This is a genomic window from Nonomuraea endophytica, from assembly GCF_014203235.1.
Classification (GTDB): domain Bacteria; phylum Actinomycetota; class Actinomycetes; order Streptosporangiales; family Streptosporangiaceae; genus Nonomuraea; species Nonomuraea endophytica.
The window spans coordinates 681,491-702,006 of sequence record NZ_JACHIN010000003.1; the positions used below are offsets into that span (position 1 = coordinate 681,491).

The following is a 20,516-nucleotide window of genomic DNA, read 5'->3' on the forward strand; positions in this document are numbered from 1 at the left end:
TAGGAAGGACATGACGTACATCGTAAGGAGGCAGAATGAAAAAGGCGGGTCCGCGGGAATGGGCAGGGCTGGCGATCCTCATGCTGCCCGTCCTGCTCATCTCGGTCACGGTGACCGTGCTGTTCTTCGCGCTGCCGTCGCTGACCGCGGAGCTGGAGCCGAGCGGCGCCCAGCAGCTGTGGATCGTGGACGTCTACGCGTTCCTATTGGCCGGGCTGCTCATCCCGATGGGCCATCTGGGCGACAGGATCGGCCGCAGGCGGCTGCTGCTCCTGGGCGCGGTGGCCTTCGGCCTGGCCTCGGCGGCGGCGGCGTTCGCGTCCAGTGCCGAACTGCTCATCCTCGCCCGCGCCCTGCAGGGCGCCGCCGCGGCCACGCTGATGCCGCCCACGCTCGCGCTCATCCGGGTCCTGTTCGCCGACCCGCGGCAGTTGCGGATGGCGATCGCCGTCTGGGCCGCGGTCTTCACGCTCGGCAGCGTGGCCGGGCCGGTCGCCGGAGGGTGGCTGCTGGAGCACTTCTGGTGGGGATCGGTCTTCCTGATCAACGTGCCGATCATGCTGGTGCTGCTCGTGCTCGGCCCGCTGCTGCCGGAGTACCGCGATCCCGCTCCCGGCCGGTTCGACCTGGCCGGCGGGGTGCTCGTCCTGCTGGCCGCGCTGCCCCTGGTGTACGCGGTGAAGAAGGCCGCCGGGCAGGACTTCTCCGTGACCATGTGGGCCGCCGCCGCGGCTGGACTGGTGTTCGCCGCGCTGTTCCTGCGCAGGCAGCGCACCCGGCCCGGCCCGATGCTGGACCTGGCGCTCTTCCGGCGGCCCGGCTTCGGCCTGTCCCTGGCCACCGCCACGCTCGCGGTCTTCGCGCTAATCGGGACGTTCTACTTCCTCACCCAGTACCTGATGTCGGTGCTCGGCATGCGGCCGATCGCCGCCGGACTCATGATCGTGCCGGCCGCCGTCAGCGCGGCCGCCGGATCGGTGCTCGGGGCCGGACTCACCCGGTGGCTGCGGCCCGGCCACGTCATGGGGTCGGGGATGGTCTTGGGGGCGGCCGGGTTCCTGCTGATCGCGGGGCTGGGCACCGAGGAGAACCTGCCGCTGCTGTTCGGCGGGCAGATCCTGCTGGGCTGGGGCATCGGGTCGGTGCAGGCGCTCGCCTCCGGCCTGGTCGTCTCCACCGCGCCGCCGGAGAAGGCCGGATCGGCCTCCGGCCTGTTCGAGTCGGCCACGGAGTTCGGGCAGGCGTTCGGCGCGGCCGTACTCGGGAGCATCGGCATGGCCGTCTACCGCGCGGCGCTCACCGCGACCATGCCGCCGGACGTGCCCGCCGAACTGGCGGCGGTGGCCAGGGAGACGCTGGGCGGCGCCCTCGCCCTCGACGCCGGTACGGCACTCGCCACCGCGGCCCGAGCCGCCTACGTGGACGGCATGCGCACGGCGGCGCTGGCCGGAGCGGTCGTCATGGTGACCATGGGCGTTCTCGTCCTGCGCGCACGTTCTGGCCGAGTGTGCTAAATTCTGGCCATGCGGTCAGAAAATAAGCCAACCGGCCAACGATCGTTCATCGAAGAGGCCAGGCGGACGCAGATCATCGCCTCGGCCATCGAGGTCCTGGCCGAGTCGGGGTGGGCCGGCGCGTCCCTGGCGAACATCGCCAAGCACGCCGGCATCAGCAAAGGCGTCATCTCCTACCACTTCGCCGGCAAGGACGAGCTGATGGAGGAGGTCGTCGACCAGGTCTACGCGCAGATCGCCGAGTACGTGCTGGCCAAGATGGAGGGCGAGAAGTCCGCCACCGAGCTCCTGCGCACCCACGTCCTGGCGGTCGCCGAGCACATGCGCGGCAACCGCAACCGGCTGAAGGCCATCGGCGAGATCTTCCACAACCTGCGCGGCCCCGACGGCGGAGCCCGCTACGGCCCGCAGACCAACGAGGAGATCTACCAGGCCCTGGAGCTCGTCTACAAGCTCGGCCAGGACACGGGCGAGTTCCGCCCCTTCGACCGGCGCGTCATGGCGGTCACCCACTCCGCCGCCGTCGACGCCATGTTCACCTACTGGGTGGTCATCCCCGGCCACGACCTCGACGCCCACGCGCGCGAGCTGGCCGACCTCCTCGAAAGGGCCGTCAAGTGAAGACCGAGACCCGCACCAGGCTGCTGGCCGTCGACAACCTGCGCGTCGTGCTGACCGCGCTCGTCGTCGTCCACCACGTCGCCGTCACCTACGGCAACATCCCCGCCTGGTACGTCTTCGAACAGGCGAAAGACGGCACCGGCATCGTCCTGGACCTCCTGGTCATGTTCAACCAGGCGTTCTTCATGGGGTTCTTCTTCCTCATCTCCGGCTTCTTCACCCCGCGCTCCTACGACCGCAAGGGCCCGGGACCGTTCATGCGCGACCGGCTGAAGCGGCTCGGCATCCCGCTGCTGGCCTACCTGCTGTTCCTGCGGCCCGTCGCGATGGCCGGGATCTATGACGGCTCCATGCCGTACTGGCACTTCTACATCGGCTCCTGGGACCCGGGACCGATGTGGTTCGTGGAGGTCCTGCTGGTCCTGACCGGCCTCTACGTGCTGTGGCGCCGCTCCGGGCGGCAGATCGAGGAACGGCGCGGCGAGCTGACCCTGCGCGCGATCGCGCTGTTCGTGACCGGGCTGACGCTGGCCGTCTTCGTGTGGCGGTTCCTGGTGCCCGTGGGGCAGTACTGGCCGGTCGTCGGCCTGCCCACGCCCTCCTACCTGCCGCAGTACGCCTCCATGTTCGTCCTGGGCCTGATCGCCTACCGGCGCGGCTGGTTCGAGACGCTGCCCAGGTCGGCGGCCAAGTACGGGTTCATCGCCGCCGGTGTCGCCTCGGCGGTGCTACTGCCGGCCGGGATGTGGACCAGGGGCTGGGTCGCCCAGCTCGGCACGGCGGCGTGGGAGTCGGTCTTCGCGGTCTCGATGGTCATCGCGCTCAGCGTCTGGTTCCGCGAGCGCTTCAACCGGCAGGGCCCGTTCGGCAAGTTCCTGGCCGACCAGGCGTTCACCGTCTACATCATCCACCCGCTCGTGCTCGTCGGCATCAGCACGCTGCTGTCCGGCCTGGCGGCGCCGGCCATCGCCAAGTTCGCGCTCGTGGCGGCGCTGGCACTGCCGATCTGCTGGGGTCTGGGCTACCTGGTGCGCTCCATCCCCGGCGCCAAGCGCATCCTCTGAGCGGGGAACCCCGCGCGGCCGGGCGGTGTATCCGGGACATGAGACGCACGCTCCTCGCCGCGACCGCCCTGCTGCTGAGCGGCTGCAGCGCCGCCACGAGCGGCACCATCCCCTCCACCGTGCGCGAACCTCCCGGCCGCCGCGTCTGCGCGGGCGCCAACCAGCCGGACTTCGACGCCGGCCTCGACGACCGCGTCGTCGTCTCCGGCCCGGCCGCGCTGCTCGCCTTCGCCCTCGCCCCACCCCCGAGCACCCCGCCCCCAAGCACCCCGCCCCCAAGCGCGCCGCCTCCGAGCACCCCACCCCCGAGCACCCCACCCCCGAGCACCCCACCCCCGAGCACCCCACCCCCGAGCACCCCACCCCCGAGCGCTCCGCCTCCGATCGCGCCGCCGTCCGGGGGCGGGCCGGCGGTGCGCGGCTTCAAGCTCGCCGTCCGCGCCGAGCCGGGCGCGGACTTCACCGTCACGACCCGCACGCCCGGCACCGCCCTGCTGTTCGACCGCGCGAAGTACCGCCGCGACAACGCCTACACCCTGTCCGACGGCACCCCCTCCTACCGCTTCACCGGCTGCGCGGACCGGCGCGCGCTGTGGGTGGGCAACGTCCTGACCACCGGCCCGATCAAGGTCGAGCTCTCCATCCGGTACGGCGCCGCCGACCACCCCGTCACCGTCACCGCCTACGCCAGAAAGTGACACCCGGCTCCCGCTCCCGCACGTGACCCGGGGCGGCGATTGGGCAGTATGGGGTGTATGCGACTCCGCTCCCGCCTGCACCGCTGGGACAAACGCCTGTTCAAGGCCGTTGCCAACGCGCACCTGCCCGGCTTCGAAAGCGTCCTGCCCCCGCTGTCCAACGCGGCCAACAACGCCGTGCTGTGGGGCCTGATCTCGGGCGGGCTCGCCTTCACCGGCAGGCGCAGGCTGCGCAGGGCGGCCACCCGCGGCCTGCTGGCCATCAGCGTGGCCAGCCCGCTGGCCAACATCGCCGCCAAGCGGGCCTTCAACCGCAAGCGCCCGCTGGCCGACTTCCTGCCGCTGGCGCGGGTGCTGAGGACCCCGTCGTCGACCTCGTTCCCCTCGGGTCACTCGGCCACGGCCGCCGCCTTTGCCACGGCGGTCGCGCTGGAGGCGCCCCGGCGGGTCAGCGTGCCCGTCGGCGTGGTGGCGGGGGCGGTCTGCTTCTCCCGCGTGTACACCGGCGTGCACTATCCGGGCGACGTGCTGGCCGGGGCCGCCATCGGGGTGGCCGCCGGGCTGTTCACCCGGCGGCTGTGGCCCGACGTGGGCGAGGCCGTACCCGTGCTGAGGAAGACGCGCGCGGCGCGTCCGGAGCGAACGGACGGTCAGTCGGAGTAGAAGCCGTCCAGCACCTTGCCGTGGTGCTCCTCCACGACCTTGCGCTTGATCTTGAGGCTGGGCGTCAGCTCGCCGGTCTCCACCGTGAAGTCCTCGGCCAGCACGGCGAACTTCTTCACCGTCGCGTAGCTGGCCAGGTCTGCGTTGACCTGGTCTATCGCCTTCTGGACCTCCGCGCGCATCCGGGGGTGCTCGCGCAGCGCCTCGGCGTCGGCGGGCAGGTTCTCGGCCTCGGCCCAGGGCCGCACCACGTCCATGTCGAGCGTGACCAGCGCGGTGCAGTAGTTGCGCCGGTCGCCGTGGACGAACACGTGCGACAGGTACGGGCAGGCGGCCTTGATGCGGCCCTCCAGGTGGGTGGGCGCGACGTACTTGCCGCCGGAGGTCTTGATGAGCTCCTTCTTGCGGTCGGTGATGAGCAGCCGGCCCTGGTCGTCGAGTTCGCCGATGTCGCCGGTGTGCAGCCAGCCGTCCTCCAGCGCCGCTGCGGTGTCCTCGGGCAGGCCGTGGTAGCCGCGCATGATGCCGCGCCCGCCGATGAGCACCTCGCCGTCCTCGGCGATCTTCACGGTGGTGCCGGGCAGGGGCGGGCCCACGGTGCCGAACTTGACGGTGTCGGGACGGTTGAGGAAGCTGCCGGCCGACGACTCGGTCAGGCCGTAGCCCTCCAGGATGGTCAGGCCGGCGGCGTCGAAGAACTCGGCGATGTCCTGTGACAGCGGGGCCGCGCCGGAGATGAAGAAGCGGATGCGCCCGCCGAAGCGCTCGCGCAGCTTGGCGAAGACGAGCCGGTCGGCCAGGCGGTACTCGACGCCGGTGGTGACCGGGATGGACGCGCCGCGCTGGCGGGCCCGCACGACGCGCACGCCGGTGGCCTTCGCCCAGGTGAAGATGCGCAGTTTGAGGCCGCCCTCGTTGCGCATGTTCGCGGCCACCGTGTTGTGGATCTTCTCGAAGATGCGCGGCGCGGCGGCCATGAACGTGGGCCTGAGCACGCCCATGTTCTCGGCGATCTTGTCGAGCCGGCCGTCGAGGGCGGTGGGCACGCCGCAGTCGATCATCACGACCTCCAGCAGCTTGCCGAAGGAGTGTGACAGCGGCAGCCACAGGAAGTGCAGGTCGTCGGGGCCCAGCAGGCCGAGCTCGCGCACCGACGAGGCGGCGAACAGCCAGTTGTCGTGGGTCAGCTCCACGCCCTTGGGCCGCCCGGTGGTGCCCGAGGTGTAGATGAGCGTGGCCAGGTCGTCCTCGGAGATGGCCTCGACCATGGCGTCGTAGTCGCCCTCGCCGGCCACCTCCGACAGCGGCACCACCCAGCCGTCGTCGGCCGCCGTGCCGTCGATGACCACGACGTGCCGCACGTCGGGCAGCTTCTCGCGCACCGAGCGCAGTTTGGCGACCTGGGCGTCGTCCTCGGCGATGACGAGCGTGCTGCCGGAGTCGGTGATCACGAACGCGGACTCGTCGGCCGTGTTGGACGGGTAGATCGTCGTGGTGGCCGCGCCCGTGGACAGCACGGCCAGGTCGGCCAGGATCCATTCCAGGCGAGTGGAGCTCAGCAGCGCCACGCGGGCGCCCGGCCCCGAGCCCAGCCCGGCCAGGCCGAGGGCCAGTTCGCGCACCCGGTCGCCGGTTTCTCGCCACGACAGGGACGTCCAGCCGCTCTCGGACGGCGTGCGGTAGGCCTCGGCGTCCGGGGTGGCGTTGACCCGGTCGCGCAGCAAGGCGGGGATGCTGGACATGCCTGACCTCCTGAGGGGGGTGATGGTGCCGACAATAGGACGAACACCCTCGGAGAGTCGATGGTGCCGGTCAGTCACATCCCCCGCGTGTCGCGGCGATCGCGACATCCGCCCCGCCGCTCGCACGCACCTCCCAGGCCCCGCACTCACAGCGGAAGTACGCGACCAGACCCTCGGACGTGCGATGGGAGGAGACGGCGATCAGCTCGTGCAGGTGTGTGGAGCGCATGATTCCAGCCTGATGTAATGAGCTTGTGCATTTCAACGCTTACGGAGGCAACGGGGCGGCCCTGTCCGCCGACCTGGTCAACACCGCCGACTACTCGCCCGGCGCGCTGACGCCGATCCTGTCCGCGAACGCGATGCTGCGCCCCGAGCTCACCCCGGCCCAGGCCGCGGAGCTGGAGCTCTGGGCGGGCCGGCTCGATCCCGTCTTCGGCGAGCGCGACCAGGAGACCCAGATCGAGCTGATCAACGACCTGCTGAAGGTGACCGCGGCGACGCCGTACGCCAGCGCGCACGACGGAAGAAAGCCGCACCTGCACTTCTTCTCCATCGACGCCGACATCGTCAGCCGGGCCAAGGACACCACGGCCGGCGGGCTGGCCATGGCCATCTCCTTCTCCGACGGCCGCCGCCTGGGCCGCTGCGACCGCGAGGGCTGCGCGACCGTCTACGTGGACACCTCGCGCAACGGCCGCCGCCGCTTCTGCTCGCTGGCCTGCGCCAACCGGGTCAACGTGGCCAACCACCGGGCCCGCCGGCTCACTCCCTGACCAGGCGGTCCAGGCGGGGCGCGTAGGTGACGTGGAAGACGAGCGACGCCGCGCCGATCGCCGCCGCGTCGGCGGCGATGGGGGAGACCTCCACGCGTACGGCCTGCAGCCCGCGGGCCAGCACCCGGGTGGAGACCGCCCGCCCGATCACGTCCCGGTAGAGCCCGCCCAGTTCCCGCACCGCCGGCCCGCCCAGCACGAGCAGGTCCACGTCGAGCATGTTGACGATCGAGACGGCGGCGTCGGCCAGCCGGTCGGCCGCCTCGGCGGCCACCGACAGCGCGAGCGGGTCCCCGGCGGCCGCGGCGGCGCACACGGCCGCGTGGCTGAGCCGCCCGCGCGTCAGCACCGACTCGGCGCCCAGCGCCAGGCGTTCCCTGGCCGTGGCCACCATCGCGCTCGGGCAGCACAGCGCCTCCACGCAGCCGCGGTTGCCGCAGTAGCACTCGGGTCCGTCCGGCATCACGGTGACGTGGCCGAACTCGGCGGCGTTGAGCGTGCGGCCCCGGTAGACCTGCCCGTCCAGGAACAGGCCGCCGCCGATGCCGGTGCCCAGGTACAGGTAGGCGAAGCTGGGCACGGCGCGGGCCAGGCCCGCCCAGCGCTCGCCGATCGCCGCCGCCGTGGCGTCGTTGTCGACGGTGACCGGGTAGCCGACGTGGCGTTCCAGCAGGCTCCTGATCGGGACCCCGTCCCAGCCGGGCAGGCGCGGCGGGGTGACGATGACGCCGTCGGGGTCGAGCGGGCCGGGGGAGGCCAGGCCCACGCCGAGCACCTTGTGATCAGGTACGCCGGCCTCCTTCAGCAGGCGGCGCGCGGTACGGGCCAGCGTTCTGACGATCGGCTCCGGCTCGGCCCCGCGTACCGGGCGGTGGAGCTTGACCAGCGGGCGGCCGGCCAGGTCGGCGAGCACGTAGGAGACCTCGCCGGGGTCGAAGTGGATGCCGACGGCGTATCCGGCGGCCGGGTCGACGCGCAGGATCGTGCGCGGCTTGCCGCCGGCGCCGGGCGCGGAGCCGTCCTCGACGACCAGCCCGTCCTCCAGAAGTTTGCGGACGATGACGGAGACGGCCTGCGGCGTCAGCCCGGTGATGCCGGCGATCTGGACCCGGCTGATGCCGTCGGAGGCCTGGACGGCCTCCAGCACGACCGCCCGGTTGTAGGTGCCGACCTTGGGCAGGTTGGTCCCCATCTGCATGAGGCCAATCTCACACGAAGGCGTTGACTCTGTAAATCAATTTGATTTACCTTCGCGGGTAACCGGCGACATAGGGGAGTCCCCCGATGAAACGTGTCCTGATCGCCTCAATCCTCATCATCGGCGTGGCGGCCTGCGGCTCCGGAACGAAGGAGCCCGCCGCCGGCGGCGCCAAAGAGCTCGAAGTCCTCTACAAGGTCGAAACCACCTGGCCGCACCTGGAGAAGATGCTCCAGAACGCCAAGAAGCAGTACGAGGCCACGCACAAGGGCGTCACGATCAAGCTGACCCCGGTGCAGGGCAACAACGAGGCCTACTACACCAAGCTCGCGCTGCTCAACCGCTCCGCCGACTCCGCGCCCGACCTCTACTACCACGACACCTTCCAGGTCAACGCCGACGTCGCCGCGGGCAAGCTGGCCCCGCTCGACGAGTACCTCGGCGCCTGGCCCGACTGGGGCACCCAGTTCCCCGACTCGGTCAAGCAGGCGGCCAAGGGCGGCGACGGCAAGATCTACGGGGTCCCGATCAGCACCGACACCCGCGGGCTCTGGTACCACAAGGACGTGCTGGCCAAGGCAGGCATCGCCGTACCGTGGGAGCCCAAGACGTGGGCGGACGTGCTCACCGCGGCCCGCGCGATCAAGCAGAAGGCGCCCGGCGCGATCCCCTTCAGCATGTATTCCACCAAGATCCACGGCGAGGCCGCCACCATGCAGGGCTTCGAGATGCTCCTGTACGGCACGCCCGCCGGCACCCTCTACGACGAGACCCAGAAGAAGTGGATGGCCGCGGGCAAGGGCTTCACCGACTCCCTGGCCTTCATCAACACGATCTACCGCGAGAACCTCGGCCCCAAGCTGTCGGACGCCCACAACGCCAAGCTGTCCGACAAGCACACGCTGGAGTGGTTCCCGCAGGGCAAGCTCGGCATCCTGCTCGACGGCGCCTGGACCCCCTCGGCATGGAAGCCGACCGGCGCCAAGCCGTGGCCGGAGTGGCAGCAGAAGATGGGCTGGACCCGGATGCCGACCCAGAACGGCCAGGAGCCCGGCGCGGTGAGCATGTCGGGCGGCTGGGTGATGGCGATGAGCTCCTACACCCCGAACAAGAAGGAGGCGTTCGACTTCATCACCACCGCCACCAACAAGGAGAACTCGATGCTCTACTCGGTCGGGACCGGCGACCTGGCCCCGCGCAAGGACGTCGCCGCCGACCCCGCCTACAGCGCGGACAACCCGTCGGTGAAGTTCTGGACCGAGCTGGCCGAGGTCACCCACTACCGCCCGGCCTTCGAGGAGTATCCGAAGGTGTCGGCCGAGGTCCAGGAGGCCATGGAGGCGGTCACCACCGGCGCGCGCGGCCCCGAGGAGGCGGCCAAGGCCTACTCCGACACGCTGCCCGGTGTCGTGGGCGGCCCTGACAAGGTCGTCGCGGGCGGATGACGGCCACCGCTCTTTCCCGCCCGGTGGCACGGGGCCCGTCCGGCAGGCGGCGCGCCCTGCGCCGCCTGGCGCCGCTTGGGCCCGCGCTGGTCCTGATGGTGCTCTTCCTGGCCGGGCCGATCCTGTGGAGCCTGTACGTCGCGTTCACCAACGAGACGCTGTCGGGCACGAACTCGGTCAGTCCCAGCTTCGTCGGCCCGGCCAACTTCGTGCGCATGTTCGGCGACGCCGACTTCGTCAACTCCTTCACGCTCACCTTCGTCTTCGTGGTCGGCTCCGCCGTCGTCGGGCAGAACACGCTCGGCCTGATGATCGCGCTGCTGCAGCGCGGCCGCTCGCGGGCCACGCGCAGCACCGTCAACGGCGTGGTGATCGCGGCGTGGGTGATGCCCGAGGTCGTCGCGGCGCTGTGCTGGTTCTCCTTCCTGGCCGAGGAGGGCACGCTCAACACGCTGACCGGCATCGGCCAGGAATGGCTCTACACCGCGCCGATGGTCGCGGTGATCCTGGCCAACGTCTGGCGCGGGACCGCGTTCTCGATGCTGGTGTACTCGGCGGCGCTGTCGGAGGTGCCCGCCGAACTGGTCGAGGCGGCGGCCGTCGACGGCGCCGGCACCTGGCAGCGGCTGTGGCACATCACGCTGCCGCTGATCCGGCGCTCGATCATGGCCAACCTCATGCTGATCACCCTGCAGACGCTGGCCAGCTTCGGGCTGATCTACACCCTGACCGGCGGCGGACCGGGCAACGCCAGCCAGACCACGCCGCTGTACATGTACGACAAGGCCCTGCGCTACGGCGAGATCGCCTACGGCTCGGCCATGGCGCTGGTGATGCTGGTGATCGGGGCGCTGTTCTCGCTGGTGTACCTGCGGCTGATCAAGGTGGAGGACTGAGTGATGGGCCGACTCGCCGCCCGGATCGCGCTGCTGGTCGTGGCCGTGTCGTTCGCGGCGCCGTTCCTGTGGGTGGTCATCGCCTCCGTCCAGCCGGGCGCGGGGCTGTCGGCCCAGCCCACGGGGGAGTTCTCGCTCGGCAACTTCCAGGCGGTGCTCACCTGGGAGACCACGATCCTGCCGGTGATCAACTCCATCGTGATCTCGGCCGGGACCGCGCTGATCACCGTGCTGGTCGCGGCGCTGGCCGCCTACCCGCTCTCGCGCTACGAACTGCGCTATAAGCGCTCGTTCATGCTGACGCTGCTGTTCACCACCGGGCTGCCGCTGACGGCGATCATCGTGCCGGTCTACTCGATGTTCTACCGCTTCAACCTCTACGGCTCGGTGCCGGCGATGGTGTTGTTCCTGGCGGCCAGCGCGCTGCCGTTCGCGATCTGGCTGATGAAGAACTTCATGGACGGCGTGCCGGTCGGACTGGAGGAGGCGGCCTGGGTGGACGGGGCCGGGTGGGTGCAGTCGCTGGTGCGCGTGGTCGGCCCGCTGATGGCGCCGGGCATCGCCGTGGTCGGAATCTTCGTCTTCGTCGGCCAGTGGGGCAACTTCTTCGCCCCCTTCGTGCTGCTGGACGAGTCGGAGGAGGCGCCGGCCGCGGTCACCATCTACACCTTCTTCTCCCAGTACGGCCAGGTCGCCTATGGCGAGCTGGCCGCGTTCTCGATCATCTACACGGCCCCGGCGGTCGTGCTCTACGTGGCGGTCAACAAGTATCTGGCCGGCACGTTCAACCTGGGTGGCGCGGTCAAGGGCTGAGCTTGCGGAGAAATCTTGGGTCGCCTAAACTTCTGCCCGTCGTATCGCCTAGCCCAGGGGGCAGTTGAAGTGAGGGTCTGAGGTCGCGGGCACCGCGCCGTTCCGCCCCGTCGTGGGCACGCGCGCAACCTGGACCTCTGGCGTTCCGCCACCTCACACGGGCGTTTCGCGGTGATTCCCGCCATGTCACGAATTGTTGATCTTTTGTGACGGGAGCCACCCTTATGTCATTTTCCGTAGTCATCGACCGCGTCTCCTACGGCTGGGCCGACGGAACGCTGGTGCTCGACCGGCTCGAAACCGCCTTCCCGGCGGGACGCACCGGGCTGATCGGCGCCAACGGGTCGGGCAAGTCCACCCTGCTCAAGATCCTCGCCGGCGAGCTCCAGCCCGCCGCGGGCAGCGTGAGCCTGGCCGGCCGGGTCGGCTACCTCGCGCAGAACCTCACCCTGCGCCAGGAGTCCACCGTCGCCGACCTGCTCGGCATCGCCGGGGTCCGGGCGGCGCTGCACGCCATCGAGTCCGGCGACGTCGCCGTCGCCCACTTCGAGACCGTCGGTGACGACTGGGACGTCGAGGAACGCGCGCGCGCCGAACTCGACCGGCTCGGCCTGGACCACGTCGGCCTCGACCGGACCGTCGGCACCCTGTCCGGCGGCGAGGTCGTCATGGTCGGGCTGGCCGCGCAGTTCCTCAAGAACCCCGCGGTGCTGCTGCTCGACGAGCCCACCAACAACCTCGATCTGCGGGCGCGCGAACGGCTCTACGCCGCCGTCGCCTCCTGGCCGGGGGTGCTGGTGATGGTCAGCCACGACCGCGCCCTGCTGGCGCTCGCCGACCAGATCGCCGAGCTCAGGGAGGGCCGGATCCGCGTCTTCGGCGGCAACCTGGACGACTACGAGCGCATGCTCGCCGCCGAACAGGAAAGCGCCGAGCGGACGGTACGCACCGCCGAGGCCGACGTCCGCAAGCAGAAGCGCGATCTCGCCGAGGCGCACATGAAGCTCGACCGCCGGGTCCGCTACGGCAACAAGATGAGCGCCCAGAAGCGGGAACCGAAGATCATCATGAACGGCCGCAAGCGGGAGGCCCAGGTCTCCGCGGGCAAGCACCGGATCATGCACACCGAGAAACTGGAGGGAGCCCTCGACCGGCTGACCGAGGCCGAGCAGGCTGTCCGCGAGGACCGCGAGATCCGCATCTCGCTGCCCGAGACCGCCGTGCCCACCGGGCGGGTGGTTCTGGACCTGCCGCTGGAGCACGCCTCCGGGCCGGACGGCGGGGCCGTACTGGAGAAGCTGCTTGTGCAGGGACCCGAGCGGATCGCGCTGACCGGCGCCAACGGCTCGGGCAAGACCACGCTGCTGCGGCGGATCGCCGGGCACGGCGCCCTGGTGCCGTCCCGGTACCTGCCGCAGCGCCTCGACCTGCTGGACGATGACAGGAGCGTGCTCGACAACGTGCGCCTCCTGGCCCCGGACGCCGGGGTCACCGAGGTGCGCGCGCGGCTGGCCCGGTTCCTGTTCCGGGGCGAGCGGGTGCATCAGCCGGTGTCCACGCTGTCGGGCGGCGAGCGCTTCCGCGCCACGCTGGCGGCGCTGCTGTCGGCCGACCCGGCGCCGCAGCTGCTCCTGCTGGACGAGCCCACCAACAACCTCGACCTGGCCAGTGTGCGACAGCTCACTCAGGCGCTGTCGGCCTACCGGGGCGCGCTGATCGTGGCCAGCCACGACCTGCCGTTCCTGCGGGAGCTGGGCATCACCCGGTGGCTGCGCCAGGACAGGGAGCATGGCCTGTCGGAATCGTGAATTGACGCAAGGGGATCAACCGGGCAATAGTGTGGCAGGTGGCTGTCCCCCGGTTGATGACCTGCGTGCTCGCCCTCGCTACCCTCACCGCCTGTACCTCAGGCGTCAGCGGACCGACCGGTGGTGAGCCCGTCGCCAGGGGCGTGGCCGGCGGGCCCGGCACCGCCAGGCCCAGCACCGGCACGGGAACCACCGCACCGCCCGCCACGGCGCTCACCCCCGAGAGCTACAAGAGCGAGCTGTCGGGCCGCAAGCAGACGATGACCGACGCGATCGACTCCATGATGGGCGCGCGCACGGTCAAGACCCTGAACACGCGGGTGGAACGTGCCGAGGAGGCCCTGCGCGGCGCCGCCGACGAGCTGTCGGCGATGACGCCCCCGCAGGAGGTGAAGGCCCAGCACGACGCCTACGTCGGCAGCCTGCGCGAGTTCGCCGCCCAGCTCGGCTCGACCCTCGGCAAGGTCGGCAGCCGTGACGTGTGCACCCCCGGCGGCGTGCTCACCGATCTCAGCGCCGCGCTCAAGCAGCTCGACGAGACCGGCGCCGCGCTGCAGGCGGCCGGCGACTACCCGGCCGACGTGGTCGAGGTCAAGGCCGCCGCCAAGCAGAGCCGGCGGCTGAGCACCGGCAAGTTCATCAAGCGCGAGAACCTCAACGGCCGCAGCTCGCTGCAGATCGACAACGGCTCCACCCGCGACGCCGTGGTCACCGTGATGCGCGGCGGCACCAAGGCGTTCAGCATCTACGTCCGCAAGAAGGGCAAGTACAAGGTACGCGGCGTCCGCGACGGCAACTACAAGATCTACTTCACCCACGGCGTCGACTGGGACGGCAAGAACCGGGCCTTTACCCGCGACTGCAGCTTCGAGCGCTTCCAGAAGTCGGTGAAGTTCAAGACCACGTACACCGCCTCGCAGATCCTCTGGCACGACTGGCGGATCACCCTGCACGCGGTCTCCGGCGGCAACGCGCCGACCGACCCCGTGGACCCGGAGAGCTTCCCCAAGTAGGCCGAAGGGCCGCGCGGACGCCCGCGCGGCCCCCTCTCGTCACGTCGTCAGGATGAGACGTTCAGGATGAGACGTTCAGGACGAGACGTTCAGGACGAGACGTTCAGGATGAGAACAGCATGCCGAGGAAGCTGTCCTTGCGCTTGTGACCGTGGTGGTAGCCGCCGCCGTGGTGGCCGCCGTGCGACGGAGCGCCCCAGGCCGGGCCGCCGGGCGCGGGCGGCGGCGCGCTGCGATACTGCGACTCCATCCTGGTGATCGTCTCGAGCTCGCCATAGTCCAGGAAGATCCCCCGGCAGTTGTCACACTGCTCGATGTGGACCCCGTTGCGCTCATATGTCCGCATGTTGCCGCGGCACTTGGGGCACTGCATCCGCTTGATCTCCTTGCCGTCAGGGGAAAACTCTGTGCGTGCGCCACTATGGCAGGCCCTGAGGGAGCCCGACAATTCTGTCGCACGCCTCGATCAACGAATGCTCCACCTCGTCGAGTTCCCGGCCGTCACGGGCGGCGTTCACGACCGCGACCGCCGCGAGCTGGGCGGTCAGCGCACGGGTCGGCACGTCGAGCCTGGCCCACGGATCGTCCGGGTCCAGCGCGGGGCCGCCGGAGGCCAGGTAGGCGCCCAGGAAACGGTCCCAGGTGGGCGCCTCCAGCAGCCCCGCCGCGTACCACGCCGCCGGGCGGGCCAGGTCCCAGACCGGGTCGCCCACGCCCAGGTCGTCGATGTCGATGAGCAGCCAGCGCTCCCGCCGTACCAACTGCCCCAGATGCCAGTCGCCGTGGGTCAGCAGGCCCGGAGTGGGCTCGGGCTCGGGCAGACCGGCGAACGTCATCCGGATGAGCTGCTCGACCGGGCCGTCACCCGCCATCCGCCGCACCGCGCGGGCGGCCCGCGCGGGACCGCCCGCCGCCGGCATCGGCGACACCACCGGCAGGGGTACGGCATGCAGCCGCGCCAGCAGCCTGGCCCCCTCCTCCCACGGCGCGGTGTCCGGATCGACGGTCTGCCCGGCGGGCCAGACGGTGACGGCCCGCCCCGCCACCGTGAGCACCTCGGTGTCGAGCGGCGCGAGCATGATCCCGCTGAGCGCGGCGGCCCCGGCGGCCCGCAGCCGAGGCGCCAGCAACACCGGATCGTCGCGCACCGAGTGCGCCTTGACCACGACCTCGCCCCTGCGCACCACGACCACGTCCGTGCGGCTGGGATGGACGTCGGGCGCGCCCGTGCCCCCGTAGTCCGCCGCCACCCTCGCCAGTTCTTCCGTGAGACCCACTTGATAAGACTAGGTGTCTCAGCACGATGCCAAAGCGGGAGATGTCATGAAGATCAGCTTCGGGGTGCCGATCTCAGGGCCGTGGGCCCGGCCGGACAACATGCGCGCGGTGGCCCGGCGCGCGGAGGAACTCGGCTACGCGGGCCTGTGGACCTTCCAGCGCCTGCTCTATCCGGAGGGCCACGCGATGGGGCCCGTCTATCGCAGCGTGCACGACCCGCTCATCACGCTGGCCCATCTGTCGGCCGTCACCGAGCGGATCGAGCTGGGCGTGGGAGTCGTCAACGCGTTCATGCAGCCGGTGATGCTGGCCAAGCAGCTCGCCACGCTCCAGACGCTCGCGGGCGGGCGGCTGGTGGCCGGGGTGGGGCTGGGCTGGCTGGAAGAGGAGTTCACCGCCTCAGGCGTGGACTTCGCCGCGCGCGGGCGCAGGGGAGAGGAGTTCGTGCGGGTCCTGCGCGCCTGCTGGAGCGAGGAGGTGGTGGCGCACGAGGGCGAGTTCTACCGGGTGCCGCCCGCCCACATGGACCCCAAGCCGGAGCCCGGCCCGCCGCCCGTCCTCATGGGCGGGGTCGCCGAGCCGGCGCTGCGCAGGGCCGGGCGGATCGCCGACGGCTGGATGAGCTCCAGCCGCGAGGACCTGACCACGATCGACCAGAAGATCGCCCAGGTAAAGGCGGCGGCCGAGGAGGCCGGGCGCGACCCCGCCGCCCTGCGCTTCGTCGTCAGAGGCGTCACCAAGGTCCGGACCGGCGAGCGCGCGCCGCTGACCGGCTCCTACGCGGAGATCCGCGCCGACGTGGACGAGCTGGCCGCCAAGGGCGTCACCGAGGTCTTCCACGACCTCAACTTCGACCCCGAGATCGTCACCGCACCCGCCCAGGAGGCCATGAGCCGGGCCGAGGAGGCCCTGGAGGCGCTCGCTCCCGCTTCCTGACGCCGGGCCGCCTCGTGCGCGGGGGGAGCGCCTCCACGGCCTTCACGCGTGCGGACCGCGTCTGTGGCGATGGCGCGGCTACTGCGCTAGGCGGAGTGCTTCCGTGGCGACTGCGTGGCGGAGGGCGCGGATGCCGTCTCTGCCGCGTACCGGGTGGACGGCGTTGGTGAGCAGGACCACGGTCAGGCGGTGCACCGGGTCGACGACCAGCGAGGTGCCGGTGAAGCCGGAGTGGCCGAAGGCGCCTTCCAGCGGCCCCACGATGGACGGGTCGCCGATGCGCACGCCGAGCCCGTGACGGAACGCCGCGCCCTCAGCGCCCTGGTCGCGCAGCATCTCGGCGACGGTCTCCGGCCGCAGCACGGGGCCGCCGCCGAGCCGGAGGTTCTCGCCGAAGCGCAGCACGTCGTCGGCCGTGGCGAAGATCCCGGCGTGCCCGGCGACGCCGCCGAGGCCGTAGGCGGTCTCGTCGTGCACCTGGCCGCGCACACAGCCGGGCCCGGGGCGCTCGGGCTTCCACTCGGTGGCGGCGATCCTGGGCAGCTTGTCCGCGCCGGGGTTGTAGCCGGTGTCGGCCAGGCCGAGCGGACCGGTCACCCGGGCCCGTACGAGCTCGTCGAGCGGCGCCCCACCGGCGAGCTCGGCGATCCGCCCCACGGTGACCATGCCGACGTCGGTGTAGAGGTACGGCCCGCCGACCTCACCGGTGACCGGCGTGCCGACCATGGCGGCCAGGCGCGCGGCCGGGTCGGCGTCGGGCAGTTCGAGGTCGATGCGGCGAGTCGCCTGCAGCCCCGCGGTGTGGGTGAGCAGCCGGCGCAGCGTGACGCGCGGGTCCTTGCCGGGCAGCCACCGCGCCACCGGCTCGTCCAGCCCGGCCAGCCCGTCCTCGGTCAGCGACAGCACGGCCGCCGTGGTGAACAGCTTGCTGATCGAGGCCAGGTCGAAGATCGAGTCGCGCTGGGCCGCCGGCCGTACGGGAGCGAGGGTGAACTCCAGGTCGGTGTAGCGGACCAGCTCGCCCGCGACCGAGGAGGCGGCCACGACGCCGTCGACGGCGATGACCGCCACGGCCGCCGAGGCGGTGCCGGGAACCGCTTCCGCCAGGATCGCGTCGAGCCGGTCGGACATCAGCTCTGCGCGCCTTCCAGTGCGTCGGCCAGCCGTTCGCCGTGCTCCTCCAGCAGCGTGCGGGCGGCCTCGACGTCGAGGCCGTGCCTGATCATCAGGACCGCGACCTTGGCCTGGCCGTCGGCGGCCGCGAGCGTGGTTCGGGCGGTCTCGGCGTCGGCGCCGGTGATGTCACCGACCATGCGCACGGCCCGCCCGGCCAGTTTGGAGTTCATGGCCGACATCTCGATCATCTGGTTGCCGTAGGTACGGCCCAGCCTGATCATCGAGATGGTGGAGATCATGTTCAGCACCAGCTTCTGGGCGGTGCCCGCCTTGAGCCGGGTCGAGCCGGTCACCACCTCGGGGCCCACGACGACCTCGATCCCGTGCTCGGCCGCCGCCGACAGGGGCGCGCCGGTGTTGCACGACAGGCCCACGGTCAGCGCCCCGCGCCCGGCGGCCTCGCCGAGCGCGCCGATCACGAAAGGAGCGCGCCCGCTGGCCGAGACGCCGACGACGGAGTCGTCAGCGCCGACCTCCAGCTCGGCGATCGCGGCGGCGCCCGCCTCGGCGTCGTCCTCGGCGCCCTCGATGGACCGGGTCAGCGCGTCGGGTCCGCCGGCGATGATGCCCTGGACCAGCGACGGGTCCGTGCCGAACGTGGGCGGGCACTCCGAGGCGTCCAGCACGGCCAGCCGGCCCGAGGTGCCGGCGCCGACGTACAGCAGCCTGCCCCCGGCGGCCATCCGCGCGGCGATCGCGTCGATGGCGGCGGAGATGTCCGGCACGGCGGCGGCGACCGCGGCGGGGACGGACGCGTCGGCCTGGTTCATCAACTCGGCGATCTGCTCCGTCGGCAGCCGGTCAATCTGGCTGTAGCGCGGATCGCTCTGTTCCGTGGACAGCTCCGGATCACTCATGACGCTAATTTCCACCATGTACTTCTCTCTTGTAAATAACTTTCAGACAATGGGTTCATGCAACACGTAAGAACCGGAGCCGAACGGCTGGCCAACGACCCCTCGCTCGTCCCCGGCGAGCGGATCGGCCTCATCACCAACCCGACGGGCGTCCTGCCCGACCTGACCCCCACCCTGGAGGCGCTGCTGGCGGCCGGAGTGCCGGTCACCGCGCTGTTCGGGCCCGAGCACGGCATGCGCGGCACCGCCCAGGCGGGCTTCAGCGAGAAGGACGCGCTCGACCCCAGGACCGGGCTGCCCGTCTACGACACCCACCAGATCTCCGGCGACGAACTGGACGCCGTCGTGGCCGCCTCGGGGGTGGACACGCTGGTCTTCGACATCGCCGACGTCGGCACCCGCTTCTACACCTACATCTGGACGATGTACGACCTGCTGACCTCCGCCGCCCGGCTGGGCGTGCGCTTCGCCGTCCTGGACCGGCCCAACCCCCTCGGCGGGACCGTCGTCGAGGGCCCCCTGCTCGACCCCGCCTTCGCCAGCTTCGTCGGCCGCTATCCGCTGCCGGTCCGCCACGGCAGGACCGCGGGGGAACTGGCTCTGAAGTTCGACCCTGACGTGCTGGTCGTCGAGATGGACGGCTGGACGCGCGAGATGTCCTACGCCGAGACCGGGCTGCCCTGGGTGATGCCGTCGGTCAACATGCCGACCGTGGACACCGCCCTGGTCTACCCCGGCACCGGGCTGTTCGAGGGCACCAACTTCTCCGAGGGCCGCGGGACCACCCGGCCCTTCGAGCTGGTCGGCGCGCCGTACGCGGACGAGCGCTACGCCCGCGAGCTCAACGCCCTCGGCCTGCCCGGCGTGCGCTTCCGCGAGGTGTACTTCACCCCCACCTTCCAGAAGCACGCCGGGACCACCGTCTGCGGCGTCCAGCTCCACGTGCACGACCGGCGGGCCTTCCGCCCCGTGCTCACCGGCCTGTCGATGCTCCACCTGGCGCGCACCCTCTACCCCGGCGACTTCGCCTGGTGGGGCCCCAACCTGTTCATGGAGCACCTGTGGGGGTCCGACACGCTCACGCGCTGCCTGGACGACGGCGGCGACCCCCGCGAGCTGTGTCCCGACCCTAGCCTCCCCGATGGCCACCTGCTCTACCCCAGCTCGCGGCGGTAGAGCCAGAAGACGCGTTCGGCTCGCGCGCCCACGGCGCGCGAGTAGAACCGCAGAGGTCCCACCCACCCGATCTGCGCGCTGGCCTGCCCCTCGTCCCGCTGGCAGGCCAGCGCGCTGCGCAGCAGCACCCGGCCCACGCCCAGCCCCTGCGCCGCCGGAGCGGTGCCCATCGGGCCGAACCAGCCCGGCCGCCCGCCCCACGCCGCGAACGCCAGGATCTCCCCGTCGCGCTCGGCGTAGACGACGCCGTCGGCCGTCTCGGCCTCCCAGGCCCAGCTGTCGTTCCAGTTGCGGCGGGCGAACTCCACGATCGGCTTGCGGTCGTCGCCGCCGGTGCTCACCCCGACCCGCACACCCTGCCCGGCCAGCCGGTCCAGGTCCGTCTCGACCGACAGGTCCGTGCTCAGGTCGGCGGTCATGTTCCACGCCACGTGGTAGCGCTCGTACCCCAGCCGCTCGGCCAGCGCCGCCGCGGGCGTGTAGCGCACGTCGATGCCCGGCCACGCGTAACACGGCGGGTTGCCGGCGAAGCGCGCCTGCGTCGCGCCCCGCGCGCGCAGCCACTCCTCGGCCGCGCCCACCAGCTCCCGGCCGCGCCCCCTGCCCTGCTCATCCGGATGTACGGCCAGCAGGTCGATGTGCCCGAGCGCGGCGTCACGCGTCGACAGGGAGGCGAAGACCACCCCGCCACCCTCGACGATCGCCGTCCAGCGCCGGTCGGCCGGCGGCCGCGCCAGCCGCCTGACCAGCGCCGCCCCCTCCGCGGAGTCGTACGTCAGCGCCGCCCGCGCGATCCGCCCCGCCTCCTCAAGGTCGGGCCCGGTCCCGCGCGTTCCCCCCAC

21 protein-coding genes are annotated in these 20,516 nt (G+C 71.4%); 13 read left to right on the forward strand and 8 right to left on the reverse strand.

Going from position 1 to position 20,516, the window contains the following annotated elements; all coding sequences use genetic code 11:
* The first annotated feature begins 35 nt into the window (after positions 1 to 35).
* The 5 genes from HNR40_RS15035 to HNR40_RS15055 are packed head-to-tail and all read left to right on the forward strand — an operon-like array spanning position 36 to position 4,560.
* On the forward strand, positions 36 to 1,514 hold the full coding sequence (locus tag HNR40_RS15035; RefSeq protein WP_184961458.1) for an MFS transporter: 1,479 nt from the start codon (positions 36 to 38) through the stop codon (positions 1,512 to 1,514).
* Between the two features lie 9 nt (positions 1,515 to 1,523).
* Positions 1,524 to 2,135, forward strand: a complete 612-nt coding sequence (locus tag HNR40_RS15040; RefSeq protein ID WP_184961460.1) for a TetR/AcrR family transcriptional regulator — start codon at positions 1,524 to 1,526, stop codon at positions 2,133 to 2,135.
* Positions 2,132 to 3,199 carry an acyltransferase family protein gene (locus HNR40_RS15045; protein ID WP_184961462.1) on the forward strand — a complete coding sequence of 356 codons (1,068 nt, stop codon included), beginning with the start codon at positions 2,132 to 2,134 and terminating at the stop codon, positions 3,197 to 3,199. The genes HNR40_RS15040 and HNR40_RS15045 overlap by 4 nt, the downstream gene beginning before the upstream one ends.
* A gap of 38 nt (positions 3,200 to 3,237) precedes the next feature.
* Complete coding sequence (locus tag HNR40_RS15050) at positions 3,238 to 3,897, forward strand: hypothetical protein (protein ID WP_184961464.1); 660 nt, start codon at positions 3,238 to 3,240, stop codon at positions 3,895 to 3,897.
* Positions 3,898 to 3,954: 57 nt separating this feature from the next.
* Positions 3,955 to 4,560 carry a phosphatase PAP2 family protein gene (locus HNR40_RS15055; protein WP_184961466.1) on the forward strand — a complete coding sequence of 202 codons (606 nt, stop codon included), beginning with the start codon at positions 3,955 to 3,957 and terminating at the stop codon, positions 4,558 to 4,560.
* On the opposite strand, the gene HNR40_RS15060 is transcribed toward HNR40_RS15055, so the two are convergent.
* The gene (locus HNR40_RS15060; protein ID WP_184961468.1) at positions 4,548 to 6,302 is read right to left on the reverse strand and encodes an AMP-dependent synthetase/ligase; all 1,755 of its coding nucleotides are present in this window, start codon (positions 6,300 to 6,302) and stop codon (positions 4,548 to 4,550) included. The genes HNR40_RS15055 and HNR40_RS15060 overlap by 13 nt on opposite strands.
* Before the next feature lie 70 nt (positions 6,303 to 6,372).
* Positions 6,373 to 6,531, reverse strand: coding sequence for a hypothetical protein (locus HNR40_RS15065; RefSeq protein WP_184961470.1), 159 nt, complete (start codon positions 6,529 to 6,531; stop codon positions 6,373 to 6,375).
* 25 nt (positions 6,532 to 6,556) lie between these two features.
* Between HNR40_RS15065 and HNR40_RS15070 the strand changes: the two genes are divergently transcribed.
* Positions 6,557 to 7,078, forward strand: a complete 522-nt coding sequence (locus tag HNR40_RS15070; protein WP_184961472.1) for a CGNR zinc finger domain-containing protein — start codon at positions 6,557 to 6,559, stop codon at positions 7,076 to 7,078.
* On the opposite strand, the gene HNR40_RS15075 is transcribed toward HNR40_RS15070, so the two are convergent.
* Entirely contained in the window at positions 7,068 to 8,276 is a 1,209-nt protein-coding gene (locus HNR40_RS15075; RefSeq protein WP_184961474.1) for an ROK family transcriptional regulator, read from the reverse strand. The two genes, HNR40_RS15070 and HNR40_RS15075, sit on opposite strands and share 11 nt — an antisense overlap.
* 86 nt (positions 8,277 to 8,362) lie before the next feature.
* Between HNR40_RS15075 and HNR40_RS15080 the strand changes: the two genes are divergently transcribed.
* The 5 genes from HNR40_RS15080 to HNR40_RS15100 all read left to right on the forward strand — a co-directional run bounded on the left by HNR40_RS15080 (position 8,363) and on the right by HNR40_RS15100 (position 14,251).
* The gene (locus tag HNR40_RS15080; protein ID WP_184961476.1) at positions 8,363 to 9,721 is read left to right on the forward strand and encodes an extracellular solute-binding protein; all 1,359 of its coding nucleotides are present in this window, start codon (positions 8,363 to 8,365) and stop codon (positions 9,719 to 9,721) included.
* A complete protein-coding gene (locus HNR40_RS15085; protein WP_184961478.1) occupies positions 9,718 to 10,617 on the forward strand; it encodes a carbohydrate ABC transporter permease in 900 nt (299 codons plus the stop codon). Before HNR40_RS15080 ends, HNR40_RS15085 begins: the two co-directional genes overlap by 4 nt.
* Before the next feature lie 3 nt (positions 10,618 to 10,620).
* Positions 10,621 to 11,430 carry a carbohydrate ABC transporter permease gene (locus tag HNR40_RS15090; RefSeq protein ID WP_184961480.1) on the forward strand — a complete coding sequence of 270 codons (810 nt, stop codon included), beginning with the start codon at positions 10,621 to 10,623 and terminating at the stop codon, positions 11,428 to 11,430.
* Between the two features lie 224 nt (positions 11,431 to 11,654).
* A complete protein-coding gene (locus HNR40_RS15095) occupies positions 11,655 to 13,238 on the forward strand; it encodes an ABC-F family ATP-binding cassette domain-containing protein (RefSeq protein ID WP_184961482.1) in 1,584 nt (527 codons plus the stop codon).
* Positions 13,239 to 13,276: 38 nt separating this feature from the next.
* Positions 13,277 to 14,251 (forward strand): hypothetical protein, encoded by a 975-nt coding sequence (locus HNR40_RS15100; protein WP_184961484.1) that lies wholly within the window; start codon positions 13,277 to 13,279, stop codon positions 14,249 to 14,251.
* Between the two features lie 103 nt (positions 14,252 to 14,354).
* Here HNR40_RS15100 and HNR40_RS15105 read toward each other — a convergent pair whose 3' ends face one another.
* Together HNR40_RS15105 and HNR40_RS15110 are read right to left on the reverse strand one after the other, a co-directional pair.
* The gene (locus HNR40_RS15105) at positions 14,355 to 14,624 is read right to left on the reverse strand and encodes a TFIIB-type zinc ribbon-containing protein (RefSeq protein ID WP_184961486.1); all 270 of its coding nucleotides are present in this window, start codon (positions 14,622 to 14,624) and stop codon (positions 14,355 to 14,357) included.
* Positions 14,625 to 14,670: 46 nt separating this feature from the next.
* A complete protein-coding gene (locus tag HNR40_RS15110) occupies positions 14,671 to 15,528 on the reverse strand; it encodes a phosphotransferase family protein (protein WP_184961488.1) in 858 nt (285 codons plus the stop codon).
* 46 nt (positions 15,529 to 15,574) lie between these two features.
* On the opposite strand from HNR40_RS15110, the gene HNR40_RS15115 reads away from it, so the two are divergent.
* Positions 15,575 to 16,465, forward strand: coding sequence for a TIGR03619 family F420-dependent LLM class oxidoreductase (locus tag HNR40_RS15115; RefSeq protein WP_184961490.1), 891 nt, complete (start codon positions 15,575 to 15,577; stop codon positions 16,463 to 16,465).
* A 78-nt stretch (positions 16,466 to 16,543) separates the two neighbouring features.
* On the opposite strand, the gene HNR40_RS15120 is transcribed toward HNR40_RS15115, so the two are convergent.
* Entirely contained in the window at positions 16,544 to 17,596 is a 1,053-nt protein-coding gene (locus HNR40_RS15120) for a serine hydrolase domain-containing protein (RefSeq protein WP_184961492.1), read from the reverse strand.
* Entirely contained in the window at positions 17,596 to 18,498 is a 903-nt protein-coding gene (murQ, locus tag HNR40_RS15125; RefSeq protein ID WP_184961495.1) for an N-acetylmuramic acid 6-phosphate etherase, read from the reverse strand. The genes HNR40_RS15120 and murQ overlap by 1 nt, the downstream gene beginning before the upstream one ends.
* Positions 18,499 to 18,555: 57 nt before the next feature.
* On the opposite strand from murQ, the gene HNR40_RS15130 reads away from it, so the two are divergent.
* Positions 18,556 to 19,674 (forward strand): exo-beta-N-acetylmuramidase NamZ family protein, encoded by a 1,119-nt coding sequence (locus tag HNR40_RS15130; RefSeq protein ID WP_184961497.1) that lies wholly within the window; start codon positions 18,556 to 18,558, stop codon positions 19,672 to 19,674.
* Here HNR40_RS15130 and HNR40_RS15135 read toward each other — a convergent pair.
* Entirely contained in the window at positions 19,653 to 20,516 is an 864-nt protein-coding gene (locus tag HNR40_RS15135) for a GNAT family N-acetyltransferase (RefSeq protein ID WP_184961499.1), read from the reverse strand. The two genes, HNR40_RS15130 and HNR40_RS15135, sit on opposite strands and share 22 nt — an antisense overlap.

Excerpts from the sequence above, each read along its gene's own strand:
- HNR40_RS15120 (WP_184961492.1), bottom strand. The coding sequence starts at position 17,596 with ATGTCCGACCGGCTCGACGCGATCCTGGCGGAAGCGGTTCCCGGCACC.
- murQ (WP_184961495.1), bottom strand. The coding sequence starts at position 18,498 with ATGAGTGATCCGGAGCTGTCCACGGAACAGAGCGATCCGCGCTACAGC.
- HNR40_RS15065 (WP_184961470.1), bottom strand. The coding sequence starts at position 6,531 with ATGCGCTCCACACACCTGCACGAGCTGATCGCCGTCTCCTCCCATCGC.
- HNR40_RS15050 (WP_184961464.1), top strand. The coding sequence starts at position 3,238 with ATGAGACGCACGCTCCTCGCCGCGACCGCCCTGCTGCTGAGCGGCTGC.
- HNR40_RS15095 (WP_184961482.1), top strand. The coding sequence starts at position 11,655 with ATGTCATTTTCCGTAGTCATCGACCGCGTCTCCTACGGCTGGGCCGAC.
- HNR40_RS15080 (WP_184961476.1), top strand. The coding sequence starts at position 8,363 with ATGAAACGTGTCCTGATCGCCTCAATCCTCATCATCGGCGTGGCGGCC.
- HNR40_RS15085 (WP_184961478.1), top strand. The coding sequence starts at position 9,718 with ATGACGGCCACCGCTCTTTCCCGCCCGGTGGCACGGGGCCCGTCCGGC.
- HNR40_RS15130 (WP_184961497.1), top strand. The coding sequence starts at position 18,556 with ATGCAACACGTAAGAACCGGAGCCGAACGGCTGGCCAACGACCCCTCG.
- HNR40_RS15060 (WP_184961468.1), bottom strand. The coding sequence starts at position 6,302 with ATGTCCAGCATCCCCGCCTTGCTGCGCGACCGGGTCAACGCCACCCCG.
- HNR40_RS15090 (WP_184961480.1), top strand. The coding sequence starts at position 10,621 with ATGGGCCGACTCGCCGCCCGGATCGCGCTGCTGGTCGTGGCCGTGTCG.
- HNR40_RS15105 (WP_184961486.1), bottom strand. The coding sequence starts at position 14,624 with ATGCAGTGCCCCAAGTGCCGCGGCAACATGCGGACATATGAGCGCAAC.
- HNR40_RS15115 (WP_184961490.1), top strand. The coding sequence starts at position 15,575 with ATGAAGATCAGCTTCGGGGTGCCGATCTCAGGGCCGTGGGCCCGGCCG.
- HNR40_RS15055 (WP_184961466.1), top strand. The coding sequence starts at position 3,955 with ATGCGACTCCGCTCCCGCCTGCACCGCTGGGACAAACGCCTGTTCAAG.
- HNR40_RS15075 (WP_184961474.1), bottom strand. The coding sequence starts at position 8,276 with ATGCAGATGGGGACCAACCTGCCCAAGGTCGGCACCTACAACCGGGCG.
- HNR40_RS15035 (WP_184961458.1), top strand. The coding sequence starts at position 36 with ATGAAAAAGGCGGGTCCGCGGGAATGGGCAGGGCTGGCGATCCTCATG.
- HNR40_RS15040 (WP_184961460.1), top strand. The coding sequence starts at position 1,524 with ATGCGGTCAGAAAATAAGCCAACCGGCCAACGATCGTTCATCGAAGAG.